The 22,906-nt window shown below is 66.0% G+C and carries 21 protein-coding genes; 4 read left to right on the top strand and 17 right to left on the bottom strand.

Features of this window, described 5'->3' with window-relative positions:
* Window positions 1-167 precede the first annotated feature (167 nt).
* Entirely contained in the window at window positions 168-419 is a 252-nt protein-coding gene (locus LFL96_RS29525) for a hypothetical protein (RefSeq protein WP_281001432.1), read from the top strand.
* A gap of 111 nt (window positions 420-530) precedes the next feature.
* Here the strand turns inward: LFL96_RS29525 and LFL96_RS29520 are convergent, their stop codons facing one another.
* The 11 genes from LFL96_RS29520 to LFL96_RS29470 all read right to left on the bottom strand — a co-directional run bounded on the left by LFL96_RS29520 (window position 531) and on the right by LFL96_RS29470 (window position 14,739).
* Window positions 531-1,739, bottom strand: a complete 1,209-nt coding sequence (locus LFL96_RS29520; protein ID WP_281001431.1) for an ABC transporter substrate-binding protein — start codon at window positions 1,737-1,739, stop codon at window positions 531-533.
* Between the two features lie 93 nt (window positions 1,740-1,832).
* Entirely contained in the window at window positions 1,833-5,501 is a 3,669-nt protein-coding gene (locus LFL96_RS29515; RefSeq protein ID WP_281001430.1) for a molybdopterin cofactor-binding domain-containing protein, read from the bottom strand.
* Window positions 5,498-6,016, bottom strand: a complete 519-nt coding sequence (locus tag LFL96_RS29510) for a (2Fe-2S)-binding protein (protein WP_281001429.1) — start codon at window positions 6,014-6,016, stop codon at window positions 5,498-5,500. Before LFL96_RS29510 ends, LFL96_RS29515 begins: the two co-directional genes overlap by 4 nt.
* Window positions 6,017-6,029: 13 nt before the next feature.
* Window positions 6,030-7,229, bottom strand: a complete 1,200-nt coding sequence (locus LFL96_RS29505) for an amidohydrolase family protein (protein ID WP_281001428.1) — start codon at window positions 7,227-7,229, stop codon at window positions 6,030-6,032.
* A 58-nt stretch (window positions 7,230-7,287) separates the two neighbouring features.
* A complete protein-coding gene (locus LFL96_RS29500; protein WP_281001427.1) occupies window positions 7,288-8,001 on the bottom strand; it encodes an ABC transporter ATP-binding protein in 714 nt (237 codons plus the stop codon).
* The gene (locus LFL96_RS29495; RefSeq protein WP_281001426.1) at window positions 7,998-8,831 is read right to left on the bottom strand and encodes an ABC transporter ATP-binding protein; all 834 of its coding nucleotides are present in this window, start codon (window positions 8,829-8,831) and stop codon (window positions 7,998-8,000) included. The genes LFL96_RS29500 and LFL96_RS29495 overlap by 4 nt, the downstream gene beginning before the upstream one ends.
* A complete protein-coding gene (locus LFL96_RS29490) occupies window positions 8,828-10,789 on the bottom strand; it encodes an ABC transporter permease (RefSeq protein WP_281001425.1) in 1,962 nt (653 codons plus the stop codon). The genes LFL96_RS29495 and LFL96_RS29490 overlap by 4 nt, the downstream gene beginning before the upstream one ends.
* Before the next feature lie 33 nt (window positions 10,790-10,822).
* Complete coding sequence (locus LFL96_RS29485; RefSeq protein WP_281001424.1) at window positions 10,823-11,407, bottom strand: amino acid synthesis family protein; 585 nt, start codon at window positions 11,405-11,407, stop codon at window positions 10,823-10,825.
* Window positions 11,408-11,504: 97 nt separating this feature from the next.
* Window positions 11,505-12,095, bottom strand: a complete 591-nt coding sequence (locus tag LFL96_RS29480) for an amino acid synthesis family protein (RefSeq protein ID WP_281001423.1) — start codon at window positions 12,093-12,095, stop codon at window positions 11,505-11,507.
* Window positions 12,071-13,063 (bottom strand): UPF0280 family protein, encoded by a 993-nt coding sequence (locus LFL96_RS29475; RefSeq protein WP_281001422.1) that lies wholly within the window; start codon window positions 13,061-13,063, stop codon window positions 12,071-12,073. The genes LFL96_RS29480 and LFL96_RS29475 overlap by 25 nt, the downstream gene beginning before the upstream one ends.
* A gap of 56 nt (window positions 13,064-13,119) precedes the next feature.
* Window positions 13,120-14,739, bottom strand: a complete 1,620-nt coding sequence (locus LFL96_RS29470; protein ID WP_281001421.1) for a 6-hydroxynicotinate reductase — start codon at window positions 14,737-14,739, stop codon at window positions 13,120-13,122.
* Window positions 14,740-15,072: 333 nt separating this feature from the next.
* Here LFL96_RS29470 and LFL96_RS29465 point away from each other — a divergent pair, with 333 nt between their 5' ends.
* A complete protein-coding gene (locus tag LFL96_RS29465; protein WP_281001420.1) occupies window positions 15,073-15,846 on the top strand; it encodes a TetR family transcriptional regulator in 774 nt (257 codons plus the stop codon).
* Here LFL96_RS29465 and pcaC read toward each other — a convergent pair.
* The 5 genes from pcaC to LFL96_RS29440 all read right to left on the bottom strand — a co-directional run bounded on the left by pcaC (window position 15,801) and on the right by LFL96_RS29440 (window position 19,808).
* On the bottom strand, window positions 15,801-16,187 hold the full coding sequence (gene pcaC / locus LFL96_RS29460) for a 4-carboxymuconolactone decarboxylase (protein ID WP_281001419.1): 387 nt from the start codon (window positions 16,185-16,187) through the stop codon (window positions 15,801-15,803). The genes LFL96_RS29465 and pcaC overlap by 46 nt on opposite strands.
* A complete protein-coding gene (gene pcaD, locus LFL96_RS29455) occupies window positions 16,184-16,975 on the bottom strand; it encodes a 3-oxoadipate enol-lactonase (protein WP_281001418.1) in 792 nt (263 codons plus the stop codon). The genes pcaC and pcaD overlap by 4 nt, the downstream gene beginning before the upstream one ends.
* A 24-nt stretch (window positions 16,976-16,999) precedes the next feature.
* On the bottom strand, window positions 17,000-18,358 hold the full coding sequence (locus tag LFL96_RS29450) for a 3-carboxy-cis,cis-muconate cycloisomerase (RefSeq protein WP_281001417.1): 1,359 nt from the start codon (window positions 18,356-18,358) through the stop codon (window positions 17,000-17,002).
* Between the two features lie 72 nt (window positions 18,359-18,430).
* The gene (locus LFL96_RS29445) at window positions 18,431-19,093 is read right to left on the bottom strand and encodes a 3-oxoacid CoA-transferase subunit B (RefSeq protein ID WP_281001416.1); all 663 of its coding nucleotides are present in this window, start codon (window positions 19,091-19,093) and stop codon (window positions 18,431-18,433) included.
* Between the two features lie 16 nt (window positions 19,094-19,109).
* Window positions 19,110-19,808 (bottom strand): 3-oxoacid CoA-transferase subunit A, encoded by a 699-nt coding sequence (locus LFL96_RS29440; protein WP_281001415.1) that lies wholly within the window; start codon window positions 19,806-19,808, stop codon window positions 19,110-19,112.
* Between the two features lie 342 nt (window positions 19,809-20,150).
* On the opposite strand from LFL96_RS29440, the gene LFL96_RS29435 reads away from it, so the two are divergent.
* Window positions 20,151-21,077, top strand: a complete 927-nt coding sequence (locus LFL96_RS29435) for a LysR family transcriptional regulator (protein WP_281001414.1) — start codon at window positions 20,151-20,153, stop codon at window positions 21,075-21,077.
* A gap of 75 nt (window positions 21,078-21,152) precedes the next feature.
* Window positions 21,153-21,791: a GTP cyclohydrolase I FolE gene (gene folE, locus LFL96_RS29430; RefSeq protein WP_281001413.1), complete on the top strand. Its 639-nt coding sequence runs from the start codon at window positions 21,153-21,155 to the stop codon at window positions 21,789-21,791.
* 66 nt (window positions 21,792-21,857) lie between these two features.
* Here the strand turns inward: folE and LFL96_RS29425 are convergent, their stop codons facing one another.
* Window positions 21,858-22,787 carry a DMT family transporter gene (locus tag LFL96_RS29425; protein ID WP_281003891.1) on the bottom strand — a complete coding sequence of 310 codons (930 nt, stop codon included), beginning with the start codon at window positions 22,785-22,787 and terminating at the stop codon, window positions 21,858-21,860.
* Window positions 22,788-22,906: the final 119 nt, after the last annotated feature.

The following is a 22,906-nucleotide window of genomic DNA, read 5'->3' as shown; positions in this document are numbered from 1 at the left end:
ATCACGCTCACGGGAACGTACCGAAAGCCTTACCGCAGCGGGCTTGCGGCGTATCCATCATCAGCGGGGTATTGGCAATCGCCGGCCCGGGGCTCGCGTCGTCCGACCGGACGGCGTATGGTGACGGCAAGGGTTGCCGTCGTGGCCCATCTCGCCAGGAGACGTCCATGAAGCTAACGACCGTTCGCGCAGGCGCGCATATCGAAGGCGTGCATTGGATCGCCGAATACGCGGAAGACGTTCACGAGATTCGCGTGTTTCGCGAGGGACAGGAGGTGGACGTGCACAACGCGCCGTCCACCCTGTTCGGCGACGAAGAGAATGCGGGCTCGAAGAGCACCGCGGATCATCGCGCGGTGGAAGCCGCCGTGCTCGCGTATCTGAAGCGTTTCGTGATCGAGCACGACGCGGAAGAATAGCCGTGCCGCGGGTTCGCGGCACGGCGTTATCGCTGGCTGGCGTGGAGCCGGCGAGGCCGGTGAGGCCGGCGAGATCAGCCAGGCCAGCCAGGAAAGCCGGGCCTGTCGGCCTCAGTCGGCGGGCCGCAGCTTCTTGACCTCGGCATCCGACGGCTGCACGCTTGCGCCGTCGATATAACGGTACGACGTCATCACGCCCTTGCCGTCCTTCACGCCCGTCACGCCGACATACGCGCCCATCGTCGATTGATTGTCCTGCGCGCGGTAGCTGATCGGCCCGAACGGCGTATCGACATTCAAGCCCTTGAAGGCCGCGGAAAGCTTATCCGGATCGGTCGAACCCGCCTTCTTGATACCGTCCGCGATCGACATCAATGCCGAGTAGCCGACCACCGAACCGAGGCGCGGATAGTCGTGATACTTCGCCTGATACGCGTCGACGAATTTCTTGTTGGCCGCCGTATCGATCGAGTACCACGGGTAGCCGGTCACGATCCAGCCGGTCGGCGCTTCCGCGCCCAGCGGATCGAGATAATCCGGTTCGCCGGTCAGCAGCGATACCACGCTGCGGTCCTTGAACAGACCGCGCGTATTGCCTTCACGCACGAACTTGCCGAGGTCGGCGCCGAACAGCACGTTGAAGATCGCATCCGGCTTCGCGTCGGCGATCGCCTGGCTCACCGCGCCCGCATCGACATTGCCGAGCGGCGTGGCCTGTTCGGCGACGAACTGCACGTCGGGCTGCGCGGCCGTCAGCAGCTTCTTGAACGTCGCGACCGCCGACTGCCCGTACTCGTAGTTCGGATACACCAGCGCCCAGCGCTTCTTCTTCAGCTTCGCGGCTTCCGGCACCAGCATCGCCACCTGCATATAGGTGGAAGGCCGCAGACGGTATGTGTATTTGTTGCCGTCGGCCCAGACGATCTTGTCGGTCAGCGGTTCGGCGGCGAGGAAGAAAATCTTCTTCTGCTTCGCGAAATCGGTCAGCGCGAGACCGGTGTTCGACAGAAATCCGCCGAACAGCAACTGCACCTGCTCGCGCGCGATCAATTCCTGCGCCACGCGAATCGTATCGCCCGGGTTGCCGTTGTCGTCGCGCGACACCACTTCGAGCTGTTTGCCGAGTACGCCGCCCGCCGCGTTCACCTGGTCGAGCGCGAGATTCCAGCCGTTCTTGTAAGGGCCGAGAAAGGCGGGCTGCGCCTTGTAGCTGTTGATTTCACCGATCTTGATGGTCTGCTGGGCGCTCGCGTTCAACGCGGCGAACGAGAGCAGCGTCGGCACCATGAGGCGAGAGATCCATCCTGCGCGCGTGGTCATGCGTTTCTCCGTTATCAAAAGGATTGCGGGAATACGGTTACTTGTTATCGAAGCTTCGTTCGGGTTACGGCCCGCGGCCTGCTATTCGGCCTGCTACTCGGCCCGCGGCGTCGCGCGAATCCGTGCGACGCTCGCCGCGACGTTCTGCCAGGCCGGCTTGCCGCCGGCGAACTGGCCGCGCAGCCAGGTCACGAGTTCGGCGACCTGGGCGTCGTTGAAACTGTCGCGGTAAGCCGGCATCGTACCGAGTTCGGGGCGTGCCGGCGAGGCGATGCCGTCCAGAATCACGCGAATCAGGTTATCAGGCGTCGCGCTGTGCAGATTCGTGTTAAGCGCGAGCGACGGGTGCGCGCCGAACAGTTGCGGCCCGCTGCCGGTGTGATGACACGCGGCGCACGCGCCGTCGAACAGTCGCGCACCGAGCCCCGTGGGCGCACCGGTGATCGCGCTGGCCTGTTCGTATTGACGCGCGGTCGCTAGCGGATCGGCGTTCGGTTCCAGCGGATTGAGCGAGGCCAGATACGTGGCCATCGCGCGAATGTCGCTGTCGGGCAGCGCGGCCAGATCGCCGATGACCGGCGCCATCGGCCCCGCCGCGACGCCGTGCAGCGGCGCATGGCCATCGCGCAGATAGCGGAACAGTTCGTCTTCGCTCCAGGGCACCGGCGCGTTGGAGAGCGCCGATAGCGCGGGCGCTTCCCAGCCTTCGGCGAGGCCGCCGCCCATGAAGGCCGCGCCGCTCTTCTCCGCGCCGAACGCATTGCGCGGCGTATGGCAGGCGCTGCAATGACCGAGTCCATTCACCAGATACGCGCCGCGATTCCATTGCGCGCTCGGCGCTGCGTTGGCGTTTGCAGTCGCATTGGCGTGGGCATCGAAGCGTGTACGCCCGAGAAACAGCGCGTTCCACCCGGCCATCAGCGGACGCACGCCGAACGGAAACGGCAGCTTCGTTTCCGGCGGACGCGAGCGCACCGGCGTTTGCGCCATCAGATAGGCGTAGAGCGCCTTGAGGTCGTCGTCGGAGGTGTTCTGGAACGACGTGTACGGAAACACCGGATACAGCCGATGTCCATCGCGGCTGATGCCCTGCCGCATCGCGCGAATGAACGCGTCGAGCGACCAGTGGCCGATGCCGGTCTGGCCGTCCGGCGTGAGATTGGTGCTGTAGACCGTGCCGAACGGCGTGTCGAGCGGTTTGCCGCCGGCGTTCGGCACGCCGTTGTGCGCGGTGTGGCACACCGCGCAATTGCCGAGCGCGGCGAGCAGTTTGCCGCGCGCGATCAGCTCCGGCGCGAAGCTGCTCGCGAGCGGCGGCGTGATCGGTGCGATCGCCGCCGGCGTCAGCGCCAACGCGCCGAGCCAGCCCGCGGCGCCCGCCGCGAAGGCGCCGAGAAAGCCGAGCCGCCACCGCTTCTTTCTGCGCGCCGACGCCTCTTGCGCCTGCGCGTCGGCGAGCGCCGCGCGGATCGTCTCGGGCGTGAACGGCGGGCGCCGGAAGCGCACGCCGGTCGCGTCGTACAGCGCATTGGCGATCGCCGCCGCGCCGGGCAGCGACGCGGATTCGCCCGCGCCCATCGGCGGCTCGCCGTGACGCGGCATCATCACCACGTCGATGACCGGCACCTCGCGGAACGTCAGGATTGGATACGCGCCCCACTCCTGGCTCGTCACCGCGTTGTCGCCGAAGGTCACGCGCTCCTTCAGCGCGCGGCTCGTCGCCTGGATCACGTTGCCGTGGATCTGATGGCGCACGCCGTCCGGGTTGATCATCGTGCCGGTGTCCTGGCCGACCACCACGCGCGTCACCGCGAGTTCGCCGCTGCGGCGATTCACTTCGACGTCCGCGACCCATGCGGACCACGCCGCGCCGAAGCCGGGAAATTTGCTGTGCACGTAGCGCGCGTAGGCAATGCCCCGGCCGCGCAGCACGTCGCCTTCCTGCTCGGCGCGTTGCCGGTTTCGCTCCTCCGCATGCGCGGCACCACGCGGTTCCCAACCGGCCTTGTCGGCCACGGCCTTGACCAGATCCACCGCACGCGGATCGGTGAGATGGCGCAGACGGAATTCGAGCGGATCGACGCCCGCCTGCTCCGCGAGTTCGTCGACGAACGACTCGTGCGCGAACGTGTTCGGCAAGGCCGATACGCCACGCAGCCACGACGCGCGAACGATCGGCGGCGTGTCGTCGCAGACGATGCGCATCGCGCGATAGTCGTACGGCGGCACCGCCGTGCGGTCGCCCATCTCGAACACCTGCGGCTGCGCGGAGATCGTGCCGGTGAGCAGCAACGCCAGCGTCGGCGCATCGTTCGACGGATACCGCGTCGCGAAGTCGTACGCCGCGAGTTCGCCCTCGGCACTCAGCGCGCCGCGCACGTCCATCAATTGCGCGGCGCCTTTCGGCTCCCACGCGTGCTCGTCCTCGCGCGACAGTTGCACGCGCACCGGACTGCCCGTCGCGCGCGACAGCAACGCGGCGTCGGCGGCGACGTCGTCCGCGCAATTGCGGCCGTAGCAGCCGGCCGCATCCATCCGCACGATCTCGATGCGCGCCTCGTCGAGCGTCAGCAGCAGCGCGAGATCGGCGCGCAGCGAATGCGGATTCTGCGTGCCCGACCACACCTTCAGCGAGCCGTCGCGATAGTCGGCCACCGCGCACGATGGTCCGATCGACGCATGCATCTGAAACGGCCACACGTAGGTGCGTTCCAGCGTGCGGGACGGGTCTTGCGCGAGCGCGGCCTCCACGTCGCCTTCGATCACGAGATCACGGCGTTGGGCCGGATTCGCGCGCAACGCAGCTTCCACTTCGTCGCTGGTGTCGAGCGGCGGCAAACCGTCCATGGCGTCCACCGGTTTCCAGCGCACGTCGAGCCGTTTGACCGCCTGCTGCGCGACCTCCTCGCGCTCGGCGACGATGCCGACGAAGTCGCGGATCACCACGACCTTCACGATGCCGGGCAAGTCGTCGACCGAATGTTCGTCGACATGCTGCAGGCTGTTGCCCATGAACTCGCCCTGCGCGACGCCCGCATACGGCGGACGCACCACGCGGCCATGCAGCATGCCCGGCACGCGCACGTCGTGCACGAAGCTCAGCTCGCCGGTGGCCTTCGCGGGAATGTCGATCCGCGGCGCGCTGGTGCCGACCACCTTGTAGGCGTCCGGCGATTTGAGCGGCGCATCGGTGGCGAGTTGCAACTCCACGCGTTGACCGTCGACCAGTTCCGCGTAAGTCGCCACGCCCCTGGCCCGCGCGTCGTCGCCACGCACGAAGATCACGCCGTCGCGTACGTCCAGCTCGCTGGCCTCGACATGCAGGCGCGCCGCCGCCCGCGCGAGCAGATACTGACGCGCCTGCGCGGCAGCCTGACGCAACGGCACCGACGAAATCTGGATCGTGGCGCTGGCGATCGTCGGCCCCTGGTTCGGCGCTTCGCGCGTATGGCCGAGCACGATCGACACGCGCGTCAACGGCACATCCAGTTCTTCCGCGACGATCTGCGCGAGCGCGGTGCCGATACCCGTGCCGAGATCGACGTGGCCATTGAACGCGACCACGCTGCCGTCGTCGCGTACCACAAGGAACATGTCCGCCTCGGTCGGCACGAACGACGAGCGCGAGCCCGGTTGACCGATGGCCGGCTTCACCGGCGCCTGCGGCGGCCGCGTGACGATCAGCACGCTGCGCGCGTCGTACAACTGCCGGCGCGACGGCGGCGCGGCGCGGCGATCGACGCTGAAGTCCGGGCCCGTCACGCGCGCACTCCTTCATGCACCGCCGACTGCGCGGCGGGCTGCGCCGCCAGCAATTCGGCGGCACGCTGCACCGCGCGCACGATCTCGACGTGCGTGCCGCAGCGGCACAGGTTGCGCGACAGCTCGCGCCGGATCGTCTCGACGCCCGGATGCGGATCGCGATCGAGCAGCGCCTTGGCCGTCATGATCATGCCGTTCAGACAATAGCCGCACTGCGCGGCCTGTTCCTCGATGAACGCCTGCTGCACCGGATGCAGCGCGACCCGCGTGCCGAGTCCTTCGAGCGTGGTGATCTCGTGGCCGAGCGCGACGCGCGCCGTCGTCACGCACGCGCGCGTGGGCACGCCGTCGAGCAGCACCGTGCAGGCGCCGCACTCGCCGAGCCCGCAACCGAACTTCGGGCCGTTCAACGCGAGGTCGTTACGCAGCAGATACAGCAGCGGCGTGTCGGCAGCGGCGGCGACGCGATGCGTCGCGCCGTTCACGTTCAGCGTCAGCGGCGTCGCGCGGTTCATGAGCGTCGCGCGTTCACAGCACCACCGGCACGTCGGTCGCCGGCGGCGTGTTGCGGCTGCGGCGGCAGCGGATCAAACCGTCGATCATCACCATGCCGACGCCCGGAATGTCGCCGAGCTGCACGCTCTCCAGCAGCGTGTCGGCGGCCGTGTGCTGCGCGCGGTCCATGAACACCAGATCGGCGGGACGGCCCACTTCGATCAAGCCCTGGCGCAGGTTGCGTTGCCGCGCGGTGTTGCCCGTCGCGAAACAGAAGGCGATTTCGGCGGGGACGTCGGCGAGACTGGCGATCAGCGCGATCATGCGCAGAATGCCGAGCGGCTGCACGCCGGAGCCGGCCGGACTATCGGTGCCGAGGATGATGCGATGCGGACACTTCAATTCGATCGCATGCCGCGCGGTCAGCAACGCGATCCGTTCGTTGCCGTTGTGGACGATCTCCAGCGCGCGCGTCGATTGCTCGCACAGATCGCAGACATGCCGGTACGACAGCGACGTATGGCCGCCGTTGATATGGCCGATCACGTCCGCGTCGGCGGCGAGCACCACGTCGCGATCGATCAGCCCGGAGCCAGGAATCGACGGGCCGCCCGTGTGGATCGTGCTCTGAATGCCGTACTTGCGCGCCCACGCGACCATCTGCGCGGCTTCCTCGCCGCCCTTCACGCTGCCGAGCCCGACTTCGCCGAGCAGCTTCACGCCCGCTTCCGAGAGCTCCTTGAAGTCCTCCTCGACCATGCCCTTCTCGATCACCGGCGCTCCCGCCATGACCTTCACGCCGCCGCCGACACCCGCGCCGCGCATCCCCTCGAACGAACGCTGCGCGGTGATGGCCAGCGCCTTCACGCCGAGCACGTCTTTCGGACGGCCGGGCAGATGCACTTCGCCCGCCGAGATCATGGTCGTCACGCCGCCGTTCAGATTCGATTCGATCCAGCCCATCTGATTCTGTCGCGGCGTCCAGTCCCCGAAGACCGGGTGCACGTGCGAGTCGATCAAACCGGGCGCCACCGTCGTGCCCTTGCAATCGACCGTGGTGCGCGCGCCTTCGAGATCGCAGTCTTTCTCCTGGCCGATCGCGACGATCACGCCGTCGTCGATCACCAGCGTCGTCGCGTCGAGAATCGGCCGGTCGATGTCGCCGGATAACAGCAGCCCGATGTTCGTTACCGCGACCTTGCCCGACAAGCCTGTCAACGTCTCTGCCGCCATCTGCTTCTCCTCTCGTTACGATCGTCGCGACTACCGTGCTTGCGCGGCGCCGATGGAATCACACGCTCAGATAAGCGCGCCTCACTGTTTCGTTCCGTGCGAGTTCGCCGATCGTGCCGCTGAAACGGATCTGCCCTTTTTCGAGCACATACGCGCGGTCGCTGACCAGCTCGGCGAAGTGCAGATTCTGTTCCGACAAAAGAATCGACAGCCCTTCGCGCTTGAGTTCGAGAATCATGTTCGCCATCTGCTCGACGATCACGGGCGCAACGCCTTCGGACGGTTCGTCGAGCAGGACCAGATACGGATTGCCCATCAGCGTGCGCGACACGGTCAGCATCTGCTGCTCGCCGCCGCTCATCTGGCCGCCGGGGCGCCTGGGCATTTCGCCGAGATTCGGAAAGAGCCGGAACAGTTTTTCCGGCGTCCACTGCGGCGCGCCTTCGCGCGGCGGCTGACGGCCGGCGTCGAGGTTTTCCATCACCGTGAGATCGGCGAACACGCGGCGGTCTTCGGGCACGAAGCCCATGCCGAGGCGCGCGATTTTGTACGGCGGCAACGCGGCGATGTTCTGGCCGCGAAACGTGACTTCGCCCTGACGACGCGGCAGCAAGCCCATCACCGCCTTCATCGTGGTCGATTTGCCGGCGCCGTTGCGGCCCATCAGCGCCACGACCTCGCCACGGCCGACTTCGATGCCGACGTCGAACAGGATATGCGCGCGGCCATAGAACGCGTTGAGACCGGAGACTTTCAGCATCGGCTCGCTCATTGCAGCGCTCCCTGGCCCGGGTTGTTCGCGTGATCGTCACCGGGTTCAGCGCCTGCCGCTTCGTGCAGCGGCGCGCGCGGCTGGAAGGTCTTGCCGGTGCCGAAGTACACCTCCTGCACGCGGGCGTCGTTGCGGATCGTGTCGGCGTCGCCCTCGGCGATCAGCTTGCCGCGCGCGAGCACGATCATGCGATCGGCGTAGGCGAACACGACATCCATGCTGTGCTCGGTGAACAGCACGCCGATCCGGTGTTCGACGACGAGGCGCTTGGTCAATGCCATCAAGTCGTTGCGTTCCTTCGGCGCCATGCCGGCGGTGGGTTCGTCCATCAGCAGCAGCTTCGGCCGGTTGGCGAGCGCGATCGCGAGTTCGACGCGCTTCACGTCGCCGTATGCGAGCACGCCGCACGCGCGCTGCGCATCCGCCGCCATGCCGACCTGATCGAGCAACGCCAGCGCTTCGCCGGCATGGCGCGAGCTTGCAGGCGTCCACAGGCCGAAGGTTTTGCGTTCGCGCGACACCAGCGCCATCTGCACGTTTTCCTGCACGGTCATCGAATTGAAGGTCGCGGCGATCTGGAATGTGCGGCCCACGCCGAGACGCCAGATGTCGCGCGGCCGCATGCCGACCAGTTCCTGACCGTCGAGCCGGATGGAACCCGACGAGGGCGGCAACTGACCGTTGACCATGTTGAAGCAGGTCGACTTGCCCGCGCCGTTCGGCCCGAGCAGCGCGAGCAGTTGGCCTGCTTCGAGATTGAACGAGACGTCGTCGACCGCTTTGAGGCCGCCGAACGATTTGCTGAGGTTGGAGACTTGCAGCAGACTCATAGTCCCTCCTCGATCGCCGCCGTGCGTTGCGACGGTTCGGACGCACCGCCGCTAGGAAGATTGGCCGAGTCGGTGCGGTCCGCGCCATCGTCGCCGAAACGCTCGCGAACGAAGCCGACGATGCCCTGCGGAAACGCGATCACCAGCAACAGGATCGCGAGGCCCAGCAGCGCCTGCCAGTAATCGGTCTGCCGCGCGACGGCGTCCTGCAGCCACGTGAACACGGCCGCGCCGACGATCGGACCGGTCAGCGTCTGCAAGCCGCCGAGCAGCACCATCACGAGGCCATCCACCGAACGGCTCACGCTGATCACTTCCGGCGAGATCGTCCCCTTGGAGAAGGCGTAGAGCGAACCGGCGAGCCCGCAGAACAGCGACGCGATCACGAACGCCGCCCACTGCACGCGCTTCACGTCGATGCCGATCGCCTCGGCGCGCAGCACCGAATCGCGCGACGCACGCATCGCGTAGCCGAGCGGCGAGAACAGCATCCTGCGCAGCAGCCATACGCCGATCACCACGCACACCAGCGTCAGGTAATAGAACGCGACCGGCGACGACAGCCAGTTCGACGGCCACAAGCCGAGCACGCCGTTGCTGCCGCCGGTCACGTCGTCCCACTGGAACACCACCGACCAGACGATCTGCGCGAACGCGAGCGTCAGCATCGCGAGGTAGACGCCGGAAAGCCTGACGCAGAACCAGCCGAACACCAGCGCACCGGCTACGGCGAGCAGAGGGCCGAGCAACAACGCGGCTTCCATCGGCAGGTTCAGCACCTTGAGGAACAACGCGGCGCCGTACGCACCAAGGCCGAAGTACGCGGCATGACCGAACGAATGCATGCCGCCCGGCCCCATGATGAAATGCAGACTTGTGGCGAACAGCACGGCAATCAGTATCTCGACCAGCAACACCGGCATATACGGGAATGCGTTGGCCGCGAGCGGCGCGAGCGCGAGCACCAGCAATGCGATCGCGGCGAGCCACTTCAGACGTTTGCCCGCCGGCCGCAACGGCGCTTCCGGCGCCGCCATCCCGCGCACCGCGGCGGTGGCGCGGCCGAGCAGGCCCCACGGACGCACCACCAGCACGACCGCCATCACGACGAATTCCGCGACCAGCGTAAAGCGGCTCAACGACAGACCGATGCCGAAGATCGTCACGTGTCCGATGCCGATACACAACGCCTTGATCTCCGCGATGATCAGCGCGGCGACGAACGCGCCGGGAATCGAACCCATGCCGCCGACCACCACCACCACGAACGCATTGCCGATCGTCTCCAGATCCAGCGACAGGTTCGCCGACATGCGCGGCCCTTGCAGCGCGCCGCCGAGTCCGGCGAGAAACGCGCCGACGAAGAACACGCCGGTGAACAGCCACGCCTGGTTGATACCGAGCGCGCCGAGCATCTCGCGGTCCTGGGTCGCGGCGCGCACCAGCGTGCCCCAGCGCGTGCGCGTCAACGCATACCAGAGCAGCAGCAGCACGACCGGGCCGATCACGATCAGCGCGATGTCGTAGGTGGGCAGCGGATGGCCGAGAAAATCGACCGCGCCCGCCAGATGCGGCGCGCGCGGGCCGAACAGATCTTCCGGGCCCCACAGCCACAGCGCGGCATCGCGAAAGATCAGCACGAGCGCGAAGGTCGCCAGCAGATGGAACAGTTCCGGCGCCTGATAGATCCGCCTCAGCACGACGATCTCGACCAGCGCGCCGAGCACCGCGACGACCAGCGCGGCGGCCAGCACCGAGAGCCAGAAGCCGCCCGTGGTGTGGCCGAACCGGCTCGCGATGCTGTACGCGACGTAGATGCCGAACATATAGAACGAGCCGTGCGCAAAGTTGACGATGCGCGTCACGCCGAAGATCAACGACAAACCGGCGGCGACCAGAAACAGCGTCGACGCGTCGGCGAGTCCATTGACCAGCTGTACCAGCAAATTCGAAAGCATCGCGACCCTCGGCAAAAATACCCGAATGCTAACTCAGCGCAAGCCGTCCTCGCCCTTGATTTCGTTGGCCTGCAAGCCGCCGATGCGCGGCAGCGGCCGGCCCGACGCCGTGACCGCGACGGCTACCACGATCTCGTTGGCGCGCGGCGCGTCGGACACGCGCGCTTCGATCGCATCGAAATGGCTACGCACGAAGGCGGCGTCCTTGTGCCCGAGCGGCACGTCGATCGCGGTGCCGAGCGTGCCGATCTTCTTTGCCGACGGCACCAGCGCCGCGCCTTTCTCGACCGCCACGCGCAGCGGCGCGCCGAGCTTGGGGTGCAGGATCGCGGCCGCGTGTTCGAGCTCGCCCGCTTCGCCGACGATCGCGGCCTTGCCGTAACTGTGCGCGTCGCCCGGCGCGATGCCCAGGGCTTCGACGCACTTGTTGCCGAGCAGCGCGCCCAGTTCTTCGCCGGCTTCGATCAGCGCGTCGAGTTTCGCTTCGTAGCGGCCCGCGTAGGGGTTGTCGATCACCGCGATCGCAACCGCGCGGCGCGTCGGCGGATCGATCGGCTGGCCCATTTCAATGCGTGTTTCGTCTACCTGTACGATCAGCTTGCGAAGCTTGATTGCCATGTCGCTCTCCGATTGGGGTGCGTGTTGCGCGTGTTCTTTTCGTGTTGCATGTTGCGTGCGTGTTGCGTGCGTGTCGCGTTTTTCGTCCGGCGGCCGGTCAGCGCAAGCCGTCCTTGCCGACGATCGCCTCTTTCGCGAGTCCGCCGACGCGCGCATGCACGCGCTGCCCGGTACTCATCACGAGGATGTAAACCAGTTCGTCGGCGGCGGGCGCGCCCGGCACGCGCACTTCGATCGCGTCGAAGTGGCTGCGCACATAACTCGCGTTGACGTGCGTGAGCGGCACGTCGAGCGAACTGGACGGCGCGCCCACTTTCTTCGTCGACGGCACGATCGCGTTGGTCGGCACGCCGTTCTTCTCCAGCAGCTCGCGCATCGCGTAACCGCCGGGCACGTGCCACAGCGCGCCATGTTCGAGTTCGCCGCGCGCGCCGACAATCGCGCCCTTGCCGTAACTCTCGATCGCCGCATGCGGCACCGCCATCGCCGCGAGCAGACGTTGCGCCATGTCGAAACCGATCGGCTTGAGCGCTTCCATCGCGTGATCGATTTTCGCTTCGTAGCGGCCCGCGAACGGATTCGTCATCACCGCGGCAATCGCGCCGCGTTTGAGCGGCTGCGCGGGCGCGGGACCGAACTCGTGAAAAATCTCTTCGACATGCGTCAGCACGCGGCGTATTTCGAACACGGAGCCTCCTGAGTCTTCTGGATATTCTGGGTATGCTGGGTTGTCTGATCGCGCCGGCCCGGCAGCGCGCGAGTGTCGTCGGGAATCCCGGTGACGCGTATCTGTCCTTGCAGGAATAACGCGGCGCCTTCGATCAAACCTTGTTCACGCAGACGTCGCGCGGCATCGATGCCGCGCGCCAACGCGATGTCGATCAGCGGCAGCGGCAACGCGGGCACGTGAACGGTGACAGGGATGTCGCCGAGATCGCTGTCGTCTTTCAGCGAAGCCGCCGGGCGCCGCAGAATGCCCGGATGCGGAACGTCCACCGCGTTGGCGATCATCGTCGCGGCGGCATCAGCGCGGGCGGCGTCGCGCGCGAGCACGGTCACGCTGTCGGCAATGCCGAGACTGAAACTGCGTCCGCGCCATCCGCTCGTCGCGATGCCGCGGACGGGTTGCGTGGCGTCGAGCGTGAGACTGGCGTCGAGCGCCAGGTCATTGGTGCGCGATGGGCCGTGTTTCAGGGCACTTTGTGCACCTCGCCATTGCGCAAGGTCGGCGAAGACACCGACCCGATACTGCTGCCCTTCGCCTAGATACAGCGCGATGTCGCCGCCGTTGTTGATGTACGCGCGCGAGATGCCGTCGCGCGCGAACGCCGCGATCAGTTCGTCCGCGACGCTGCCGGCTACCGCCGCCATCGGCGTGATGTAGCGCGTGCTGTGCGGCTGGCAGGCGGACCACATGCGGCGCGCGACCGGGCCTTGCACGCCGCAGGTGTCGAGCGACGCATGAGGGTCCACGGGCGCACGCAGCCGTTTCAACTCGGCGACCAGTTCCGGCAGGATCTCCGCGAAGCGCGCCCAGCACGCCTCGTAGGCCGCGTGCAACGCCGGGGCGTCGCCGTCGGCGGCGAGGATCAGATCGATGGGACCATGCTGCCAATGCCAGCGGGTCGCATCGAGTGGCGTGCGGGTGGGGGTCATGAGGTTCGTTCGTGCCTTGGGTTCGTGCCGTGGGTTCGTGCCTTGGGTTCGGGCGGTCAGCCGAGCATCGGCGGCATGCCCGGCGGCCATGGATTGCCGGCATGGCGCGCCAGCGTGCGGCGCGCGAGCGGCGCGCCTTCCCGGTGCTCGGGTCCATTCGCCAGTACGCTGCTCAACGAACGTACCGCATCGAGATGACCGCCGAGATCGCGATACGCGTCGTACGTCATCGTGAATTCGATCGGCGCGACGAGCGCGGGCGTCGGCACCGTGCCGAACGAACGGTCCGGCATGCGCGACACGTCCACCATCACCGTGATGCCGCCGCCGGGCCACACATAGGCCGGCGCGCCGCCGCACGTCACGTTGACCAGATTCTGTTTGATCGCACGCGTAAGGAGCACCGGGTTCTCGGTCGCGCCCGCGCGCAGACTGCCGCCCGCGCCGCCGAGAAACAGCACGGTGGCGAGCGACGGCTCGCAGTTCTCGCCGATCCGCTCGACCGTGCGGCGCACGGCATCCGGCATCGGCGCGACGCGGGGCACGAGATCGCGATCGAGTTCGTACCACTGCGCATGTTCGCCGGTCGTCGACACCATCAGCACGCGCATGCCCGGCTTCGCCACCGCGGGATCGAAGCCCTCGACGATCGCCAAAGGATCCTGAATATCGGTGCCGCCCCAACCGGTGCCGGGATTCGCGACCTGAAAGTAACGGCCCGGCGTGGATTTCCGTCCACGAATCTTCACCCCGGAACGCTCCATGCCAAGACAGCGCCCCGCCTGATGCTCGCTCAGCACGCCAGTGATGTGATCGTCGACCACCACGACTTCGTCGACGTGACCGAACCACTGTTTGGCGAAGATGCCGATCGTCGCCGAGCCGCAACCTACGCGCATGCGCTGCTCCTCGACGCCGTCGACGACCGGCGCGGCGCCCGCGCGAATCACCAGACCCGCGCCGTCGTCGATGCTCAATTCCACCGCTTCCTTGTTGCCGAGCGCGAGCATCATGTCGCAGGTCACGCGGCCTTCCTTCTTGCTGCCGCCGGTCAGATGATGGACGCCGCCGAGGCTCAGCATCTGCGAGCCGTATTCCGCGGTGGTGACGTGGCCGACGATCTCGCCCTGACAACGCACGTTCGATTGCTCCGCGCCGAGAAAGCGATCGGTGTCGATCTTCACCTTGAAGCTGCAATAGCTGAAAATGCCTTCGGTCACCACCGTGACCATGTCGACGCCGTCGTGTTTCGACGCGACGATGAACGGCGCGGGTTTGTAGTCCGGATAAGTGGACGATGCGCCGACGCCGGTGACGAACAGCGCGTCTTCTCCAGCAGCGGAATCAAAGGCCGATGAAGACGACGGCGATGCACCAAATTCGACCATCGCAGCGGAGGCGTTCGCGCCGTCATGAGCGGCACGCTGATCGCGCGACAGAAACACCACCGGATCGACGCGAATCAACCGCCCTTGCGCATTCGCATAACGATCGCACGCGCCGGTGCGGCCCTCGGATATCTGACACAGCACGGGACACGCATTGCATTCGATCTTGTTGGCCGCCATCCGCTCGCTGCGCGGGGCCGCCTTTTCGAGCACGGTCGGACCCGGCGTCGACGCGGTTTCGCCGTCGACGCGCTCCGCACCGAAATCGACCTTCGTATGTTCTGTCATGGTGGGGTTTCCATACGACGACATTACAAGCGGTCCTGCTCCGGGCGGCGAGGCATCGCGATTAACCCTTGTTTGAAGGCCTTTTCTCGCGCATCGCCGCTTTCCATGTTGCGGTCACTTACCGTTCGTGTAGTATCCGCTACACCAAACTCGTTAGAAATCTACTCGATCAAATTAGTCCGCGCAACGTGTTTCCCGGCATTCGCTTCAATGGTGCAACGCGGCATCCGCACCCTGAGCGCCATGACGGCGAGGCTTCAATCTACGCCGATGCCGGCGAACGCGTCGCGCGAGCCGTTCACCGTGAGTCCAACAACGAGAGCCGAGACCGTCATGAGTTCGACTGCCGTCCGCAAGCCGGGCGCTACCGGCATCCGCGCGAAACAGGCGCAGGACACGCGCGCCAAGATCCTCAAGGCGGCGATCAAGGTGTTCGCGAAACAGGGTTACGCGAGTGGCCGCGTGGAGAGCATTTCGAAGGCCGCGAGTTCGCACGACCGCATGATCTACTACTACTTCGGCAGCAAGGAACAGTTGTTCGTCGAAGTACTGGAAACCATCTACACGCAGTTCAACGAGGCGGAAAGCCGGCTCGATCTCGACGTCGACAACCCCATTCACGGTCTCGAACAGATGGTGGAATTCGTCTGGCAGTACTACCTCGATCACCCCGAGTTCGTCACGCTGCTGTCGAGCGAAAACCTGCATCAAGGCAAGCACGCGAAAAAGTCGCTCAAACTGAAGGAGATTTCGGGTTACGCGATTTCCGTGGTGCAGCGGCTGCTGGATGCAGGCATCGCGCAAAACGTGTTTCGCGCCGACGTGAAAGCGCGAGACGTGTATCTGATGATCGCGTCGCTCGGTTATTTCTATAACGCGAATCAGTACACGCTCGGCGCGTTTCTCGGTGAGCCGCTGATGGACAAGGCGGCGCTCGCGCATTGGCGCGAGGTGATCAAGGACACGGTGTTGCGGGCAGTGCGGCTGCAATTGCCGCCCATGCCGCCGATGCCGTCATCGCTGCCCGAGTCGTCCGTGTCACCCGTGTCGGCAAGCGACGTTCAGGATGCCGCGTCTTCCTCGCGGAACAGTTTGTCGGCGAGATGAAACGCCGAATTCGCGGCCGGCACGCCACAATAGATCGCGGTCTGCAGCAGCACTTCCTTGATCTGCTCGCGCGTCACGCCGTTGTTTTTCGCCGCGCGCAAATGCAATGCCAGCTCCTCGCCGCGATTGAGCGCGACCATCATCGCGATGGTCAGCAGGCTGCGCGTGTGACGCGGTAAGCCGTCGCGCGTCCAGATTTCACCCCACGCGTAGCGGGTAATCAGGTTCTGGAATTCCTCAGTCAGTTCGGTGCGGTTGGCGAGCGAACGGTCCACGTGCGCATCGCCCAGCACCGCGCGACGCACGCCGAGTCCGGCTTCGTAGCGGTCTTCGTCGTTCATGTCGGCTCCGTCAAAAAATCGAGTACGGTCTTGGTGAACGCGTCCGTCTGTTCGATGTTGGAAATGTGCGACGCGTCCAATTCGACATATCGCGCGCCCGGGATCGATGCCGCCAGTTCGCGGCCCTGCGCCGGCGTCGCGGCAAGGTCGTGCGTGCCGCTGATCACGAGCGCCGGTAGCTGGATACCGGATGCTTCGGGGCGCAGATCGGTGGCGTCGATGGCTTCGCAGTTCAGTGCGTAGCCTTCCTTGTCCGTGTGCACGAACACGTCGCGGATCATTGCCAGCACGACCGGCTCGCGCGCCATGTACTCCGCCGTGAACCAGCGCGGCAGCACCATGTCGGCAAGCGCGAGCATGCCCTCGCCGCGCGCTTTCGCGGCACGCGGCACCCACACTTCCGGCGAGCCGATACGCGCCGCCGTATTGCACAGCACGACACGCTGCAGCCGGTTCGCGTGACGCGCGGCCAACGCGACGCCAGTCAGCCCGCCCATCGACAACCCGCAGAAATTCGCGCGGGCGATCTTCAGCGTATCCATCAGGCCGAGCACGTCGCCGGCCAGTTGATCGATCGAATACGGTCCCTTCGGCGCTTCAGAGTGCCCATGACCGCGCGTGTCGTAGCGCAGCACGCGGAAGTGCCGCGACAGCGCCGCGACCTGCGGCGTCCACATGGACATATCGCTGCCGAGCGAATTCGACAGCACGATCCACGGCGCGTTACCGTGACGGTCGCCGTCGATCCGGTAATGCAGCTCGGTGCCGTTGACTGCGGCGTAGGGCATGCCGGTTACTCCCTGGTGAGTGCGCTAGGCGCGCGTGGTGTGAAGCGCCAGCACGGCGTCGACATAGGCGTGCGCCTGGCCGGCATAGTGTGCGGGATCGAGCAACTGCTTCAGACGCTCGACCGATAGATGAGCGGTGACGGCCGGATCGGCGGCGAGCACGTCGAACAGGGTACGGCCGTCGCGGATCGCTTCCTTCGACGCGCGCTCGACCACATGATGCGCATCCAGCCGCCCGATGCTGTCACCCAGCGCGAGCATGACCGCCTCGCCGAGAATCAACCCGTGCGTGACGTCGAGGTTCGCGGCGAGACGCGCCACGTTCACGTTCAACCCTGTGACGATCTGTTCGATATGGGCGAGCGCACCGCCCGCGAGACGCGCGAGATCCGGCAACGCATCCCACTCGGCCTGCCAGCCGCCGAGCGCGCGTTCGTGTTCCTGCACCATGCCCGCGAACACGGTGGCGACGAGGCCCGGTGCGCGGGTCGCGGCGGTCAGCACCGCCGCGCAGCCGACGGGATTGCGCTTGTGCGGCATCGTCGACGAACCGCCCTTGCCCGCCGCGGCGGGTTCGGCCAGCTCGTCGATTTCGGTCTGCATCTGTAGCGAGATGTCGCGCGCGATCTTGCCGAGGGTGCCGATCAGCATGCCGAACAGCGCGGCGGTTTCAGCGATGCGATCGCGCTGCGTGTGCCACGGCAGGGTGGGTACGGCGAGGCCGAGTTCGTCGGCAAGCGACTGCGTCACCGACGGCGCGGCCTCGCGCAAACTCGCGAGCGTGCCGGCCGCGCCGCCGAATTGCAGCACCAGCACACGCGCGCGCAAGGCGTCGAGCCGCTCGCGATGGCGCAGCAGCGCGTCGAGCCATTGCGCGAATTTGAGGCCGAGCGTGATGGGCAGCGCCTGTTGCAACCACGTGCGGCCGATCATCGGTGTCGCGCGATGCGTGGCCGCGAGCGTGGCCAATGCGTCGCATGTGGCTTGCAGGCCGTGATCCAGCAGAGCGAACGTATCGCGCAGTTGCAGCACCGTCGCCGTGTCGATGATGTCCTGACTCGTCGCGCCCCAATGCACGTATTTCGCGGCCTCCGCGTCGGCGCTCTTCACGCGCGCGGTGAGTTGCTTGACGAGCGGGATGGCGAGGTTGCCGCCCAACGCGGCGTCGCGTGCGAGCGCGTCGGCGTCGAGTTGTCCGGCGCGGCACGCGGCTTCGATCGCGGGTACCGCCGAATCCGGAATCACGCGATGCAGGGCCGACGCGCGCGCCAGCGCCGCTTCGACGTCGAGCATGCGTTGCAGCGTGGCGTGCGGCGACCAGATGTCGTTCATCGGTTGCGTGCCGCACAGCAGGCCGGTCAAACGAGCGCTGGAGTCGAGCATGGTGGCGTCCCTGTCCTTGTTCTTATCGCGGTGATGCGGTGTTGCGTGCGGTGGCTCAGTAAGGCGGCGTGTTCAGGCCGCGCGCGCCGGCGACTGCGTGCCGTCGATCAGCGGCACGCCGGTCAGCTCGAGCAACGTATCGAAATCGATGTCCGAGAAAATCTCGCGCACCACGAGGCCTTGCGCGGTGACATCGATCATCGCGAGGTCCGTGTAAATACGATCGACGCACGCGACGCCCGTGACAGGATACGTGCACTCGGCGGCGATCTTGCTTTCACCCTGTTTGGTCAGGTGCTCCATCATCACGTACACCTGCTTCGCGCCGATCGCCAGATCCATCGCGCCGCCGACGGCGGGAATCGCGTCCGGCGCGCCGGTGTGCCAGTTCGCCAGATCGCCTTTGGCCGAGACCTGGAACGCGCCGAGCACGCAGAAATCGAGGTGGCCGCCGCGCATCATCGCGAACGAATCGGCATGGTGGAAAAACGCGCCGCCCGTGAGCAGCGTGACGTGCTGCTTGCCGGCGTTGATCAGTTCGTCGTCTTCCTCGCCCGCGGCCGGCGCCGGGCCCATGCCGAGCAGGCCGTTTTCGCTGTGCAGGAAGATTTCCTTGTCGGCGGCGAGGTGATTGGCCACCAGCGTGGGCACGCCGATGCCGAGATTCACATACGCGCCTTCGGGGATATCCAGCGCAACGCGTTTCGCCATTTCATCGCGAGTCAGCTTTTTCATGTCGGTCTACTCCGGTTCAGGCGGCGCTGGCGGCGCTCGATTGATGGGCCGCTTGCGGCACTTCGATCACGCGTTGCACGAAGATGCCGGGCGTGACGATCACTTCAGGGTCGAGCTCGCCGAGCGGCACGACTTGCGACACCTGCACGATTGCGGTTTTCGCCGCGCTCGCCATGATCGGGCCGAAATTTCGCGCCGTCTTGCGATAGATGAGATTGCCCCAGCGGTCGCCCTTGAAGGCCTTGATCAACGCGAAGTCGGCATGCAAGGGCGATTCCAGCACGTAATGCCTGCCGTCGATGATACGGGTTTCGCGGCCTTCCGCGAGTTTCGTGCCGTAGCCGGTCGGCGTGAAGAAGCCGCCGATGCCCGCGCCCGCCGCGCGAATCCGTTCCGCGAGATTGCCTTGCGGGACGAGTTCCAGCTCGATTTCGCCGGCGCGGTACAGCGCGTCGAACACATACGAATCGGTCTGGCGCGGGAACGAGCAGATGATCTTGCGCACGCGCTTTGCCTTGAGCAGCGCCGCAAGGCCGATGTCGCCATTGCCCGCATTGTTGTTGACGATGGTGAGCTCGCGCGCGCCCTGACCGATCAGCGCGTCGATCAGCTCCGACGGCATGCCGGCCGTGCCGAAGCCGCCGATCATGACGGTCGCGCCGTCGTACACGTCGGCGACCGCCGACTCAAGTGACTCGAAAATCTTGTTGATCATGTCGAATTTCCTCTGGGGCGCTGCGTGCCGCCGGGCTACAGCATGGCTTGATACTCGCTTCGAACTTCCGCTAAAGTCCATCCGTTTTTGTTCGGTATATGAACACACATTCGTTTAGCGAACGTTTCAAAGAATTATGATTGTGCCGCCGATGCATTGTCAAGGCAGAGGATTCCCGTTCATCACAGGTTTCGCCACACCGCTCACCTCATCCCGCTATCTACAGTCGAGATTTTTCGACTACCCTTTATGCCGTAGACGAATAGTCGGTGCCGCGCATGGCGGGCACGACACGACACCAAACGACACGAAACGCCACGGCGCAGCCAGCTCAAACCCCACATGGACACCAATCTGGATCTGAACCTGATCCCCTACCTCGTCGCGATGGAAGACACCCGCAACGTCAGCCGCGCGGCCGAACAACTCGGCGTCAGCCAGCCGCGCGTGAGCACCGCGCTGGGACGCCTGCGCGAATACTTCGACGATCCGCTGTTCGTGCGCACATCGAAAGGCATGGAGCCGACGCCGCGCGCGCTCGCGATCCTGCCGGCCGCGCGCGACGCACTGCTGCGCATCGAGAAAGGCATGCTCGACGTGCAGGACTTCGACCCGGACACCAGCACGCACACGTTTTCGATCGCGCTCTCCGATGTCGGTGAAATCGTCTTTCTGCCGCGTCTGCTGCAACTGTTCGCCGAACGCGCGCCGCACGCCAATCTGCGCTCGGTGTCGCTGCCGCCCGCCCATGTGGAACGCGGGCTCGAATCGGGCGATGTCGATCTGGCCGTCGGTTATTTCCCGGATCTCGCCGGCAACAACTTCTTCCAGCAGCGGCTCTTCACGCACCGCTTCATCTGTTTGATGCGCGCCGGTCATCCGCTCGCGAAGGCGCCGCTCACGCTCGCGCAGTTCGTCGCGGCCGGCCATGCAGTGGTGCGCGCCGAGGGACGCAGCCAGGAAGTGCTCGAACAGTTTCTGGCGAAGAAGCGCATCAAGCGGCGCGCGGTGCTCGAAACGCCGCACTTCATGAGCCTGCCGTTCATCCTCGCGCGCACCGATCTGCTGGCGACGGTGCCGCACGCGATCGGCTTCGCGTACGCATCGGAGCATGCGTCGATCACGCTGATCGAGCCGCCGCTACCGTTGCCGCGCTTCGACTTGCGGCAACACTGGCATCGCAAGTTTCACAACGATCCGCGCGCGAGCTGGCTGCGCGGCGTGGTGGCCGAACTCTTCAACGACGCGATGGACGAGTGGCCCAGGTGAAAACATGGAACAATGGCCGCACTCATTGACCCCGCGTGCCCGCAGCGTCGACGCGCGATCCCGGAGGAACACCGCATGACCAGCAGCAAGGCCAAAAAAACCAAACCCGCGGCGGCGCTCGAACGTCCGAGCCGTGAAGAAGCCGAAGCAGCCGTTCGCGTCCTGCTGCGCTGGGCCGGCGACAATCCGGCGCGCGAAGGTCTGATCGATACGCCGGCGCGCGTGGTGCGCTCGTATGAGGAGTTTTACGCGGGCTATCAGGTCGATCCGCGCGAGATCCTGGCCCGCACGTTTTCCGAAGTGGACGGCTACGACGAGATGATCGTGCTGAAGGACATCCGCTTCGAAAGCTATTGCGAGCATCACATGGTGCCGATCATCGGCCGCGCGCACGTCGCGTATCTGCCCGAGCATCGGGTGGTCGGCATTTCGAAGCTGGCGCGGCTCGTCGATGCGTTCGCCAAGCGTCTGCAGATTCAGGAAAAGATGACGGTGCAGATCGCCGACACGCTGAACGAAGTGCTGCAACCGGCCGGCGTCGGCGTGATTCTCGAAGCCGCGCATCAATGCATGTCCACGCGCGGCGTGCACAAAGCCGGCGTGACGATGGTGACGTCGCGCATGCTGGGCACGTTCCGCACGGACCCGTCGACGCGTCGCGAGTTTCTGTCGATCGTCGGCAATCCGGGCGTGGTGGCGGTGGCGAATACTTAAGTTTCTGCACTTAAGTATTCGCTTTTAGCTGACGGCTTTTTGGTCCCGGCTTTTAGGTCCCGGCTTTTAAGTCCCGCCACCCGGCGCCTTGCTACGTGCGACGCCTGCCTTCGCTGCCTTACCGAGCGTGGCCAGCAATACCGCGCCGAGCACGCAGGCCACGCCGGCTAATTGCGCGGCGCTCACCGGTTCGTGCAGCACGAGCGCCGCGAGCGCCACCGCGCTGACCGGCACCAGCGCGGTCATCAAACCGGCCTCCGCGCCGCTGATGCGCGCGGCGCCGGCATACCAGAGCACGAAACCCGCGACCGTCGGCACCAACGCGTAGTACAGCACGCCGGCGAGCGCGTTCGTGTCGAGCGGGATTGTCCACGGCCTCTCGACGCACGCCGGCCCGAGCGCGACCAGCAAGCCGATGCCGCACATCAAGGCCGACAGCGGCAGCGGCGCAACCGGCGTGCGCAGCTTGCGATTGAGCAGAATGAACAACGCCTCGCAGACGATCGCCGCGAACACCAGCGCATTGCCCATCCACGAACTGGCCGCATGCGGTCCGGCGAACGCGCCGGGATGGACGGTGCACACCAGTACGCCGGCCGTGGCGAGCAGAATCGCGCCGATCAAAGCGGGGGCGGGCCGCTCGCCGAGCGCGAGCACCGCAACGAGCGCGGACACCGAGGGCAGCGTGCCCGCGATCACACCGGCATCCGCGGCCGACGCCATCTTCATCCCGCTGATCAACAGCACCGTGTAGCCGACGCTGCCCGCACCCGCCTGCGCGATCACCAGCAGCGCGTCGCGGCGCGACAGACGCGGCCAGCGCACGCCGCGCCAGCGCATGATCAGCACGAACAACGGAAACGCGATCGCGAAGCGCAGCGCGGTCGCGCTGAACGGCGGCAAACCCGCCGCGATCGACTTGCTCACCACCACCGTGCTGCCGACGCCAAGCATCGCCAGCGCGCAAAACAGATACCCCAGATGCCGCGAATTCATCATGCTGTCCCGGTCGTTGAAACGAGCAGGCAGAGTAGGTGCGGACGCGGCACGCGGTCTTGAACGAAATTGCAAAGATCCGGCGGTGCGGATGTCATCGAGTATCCTCGGCACAGGGA

This window comes from Paraburkholderia sp. D15 (assembly GCF_029910215.1).
Lineage (GTDB): Bacteria > Pseudomonadota > Gammaproteobacteria > Burkholderiales > Burkholderiaceae > Paraburkholderia.
Note: the sequence above shows the minus strand (reverse complement) of the source record. Positions and strands in the feature narration are given on the sequence as shown.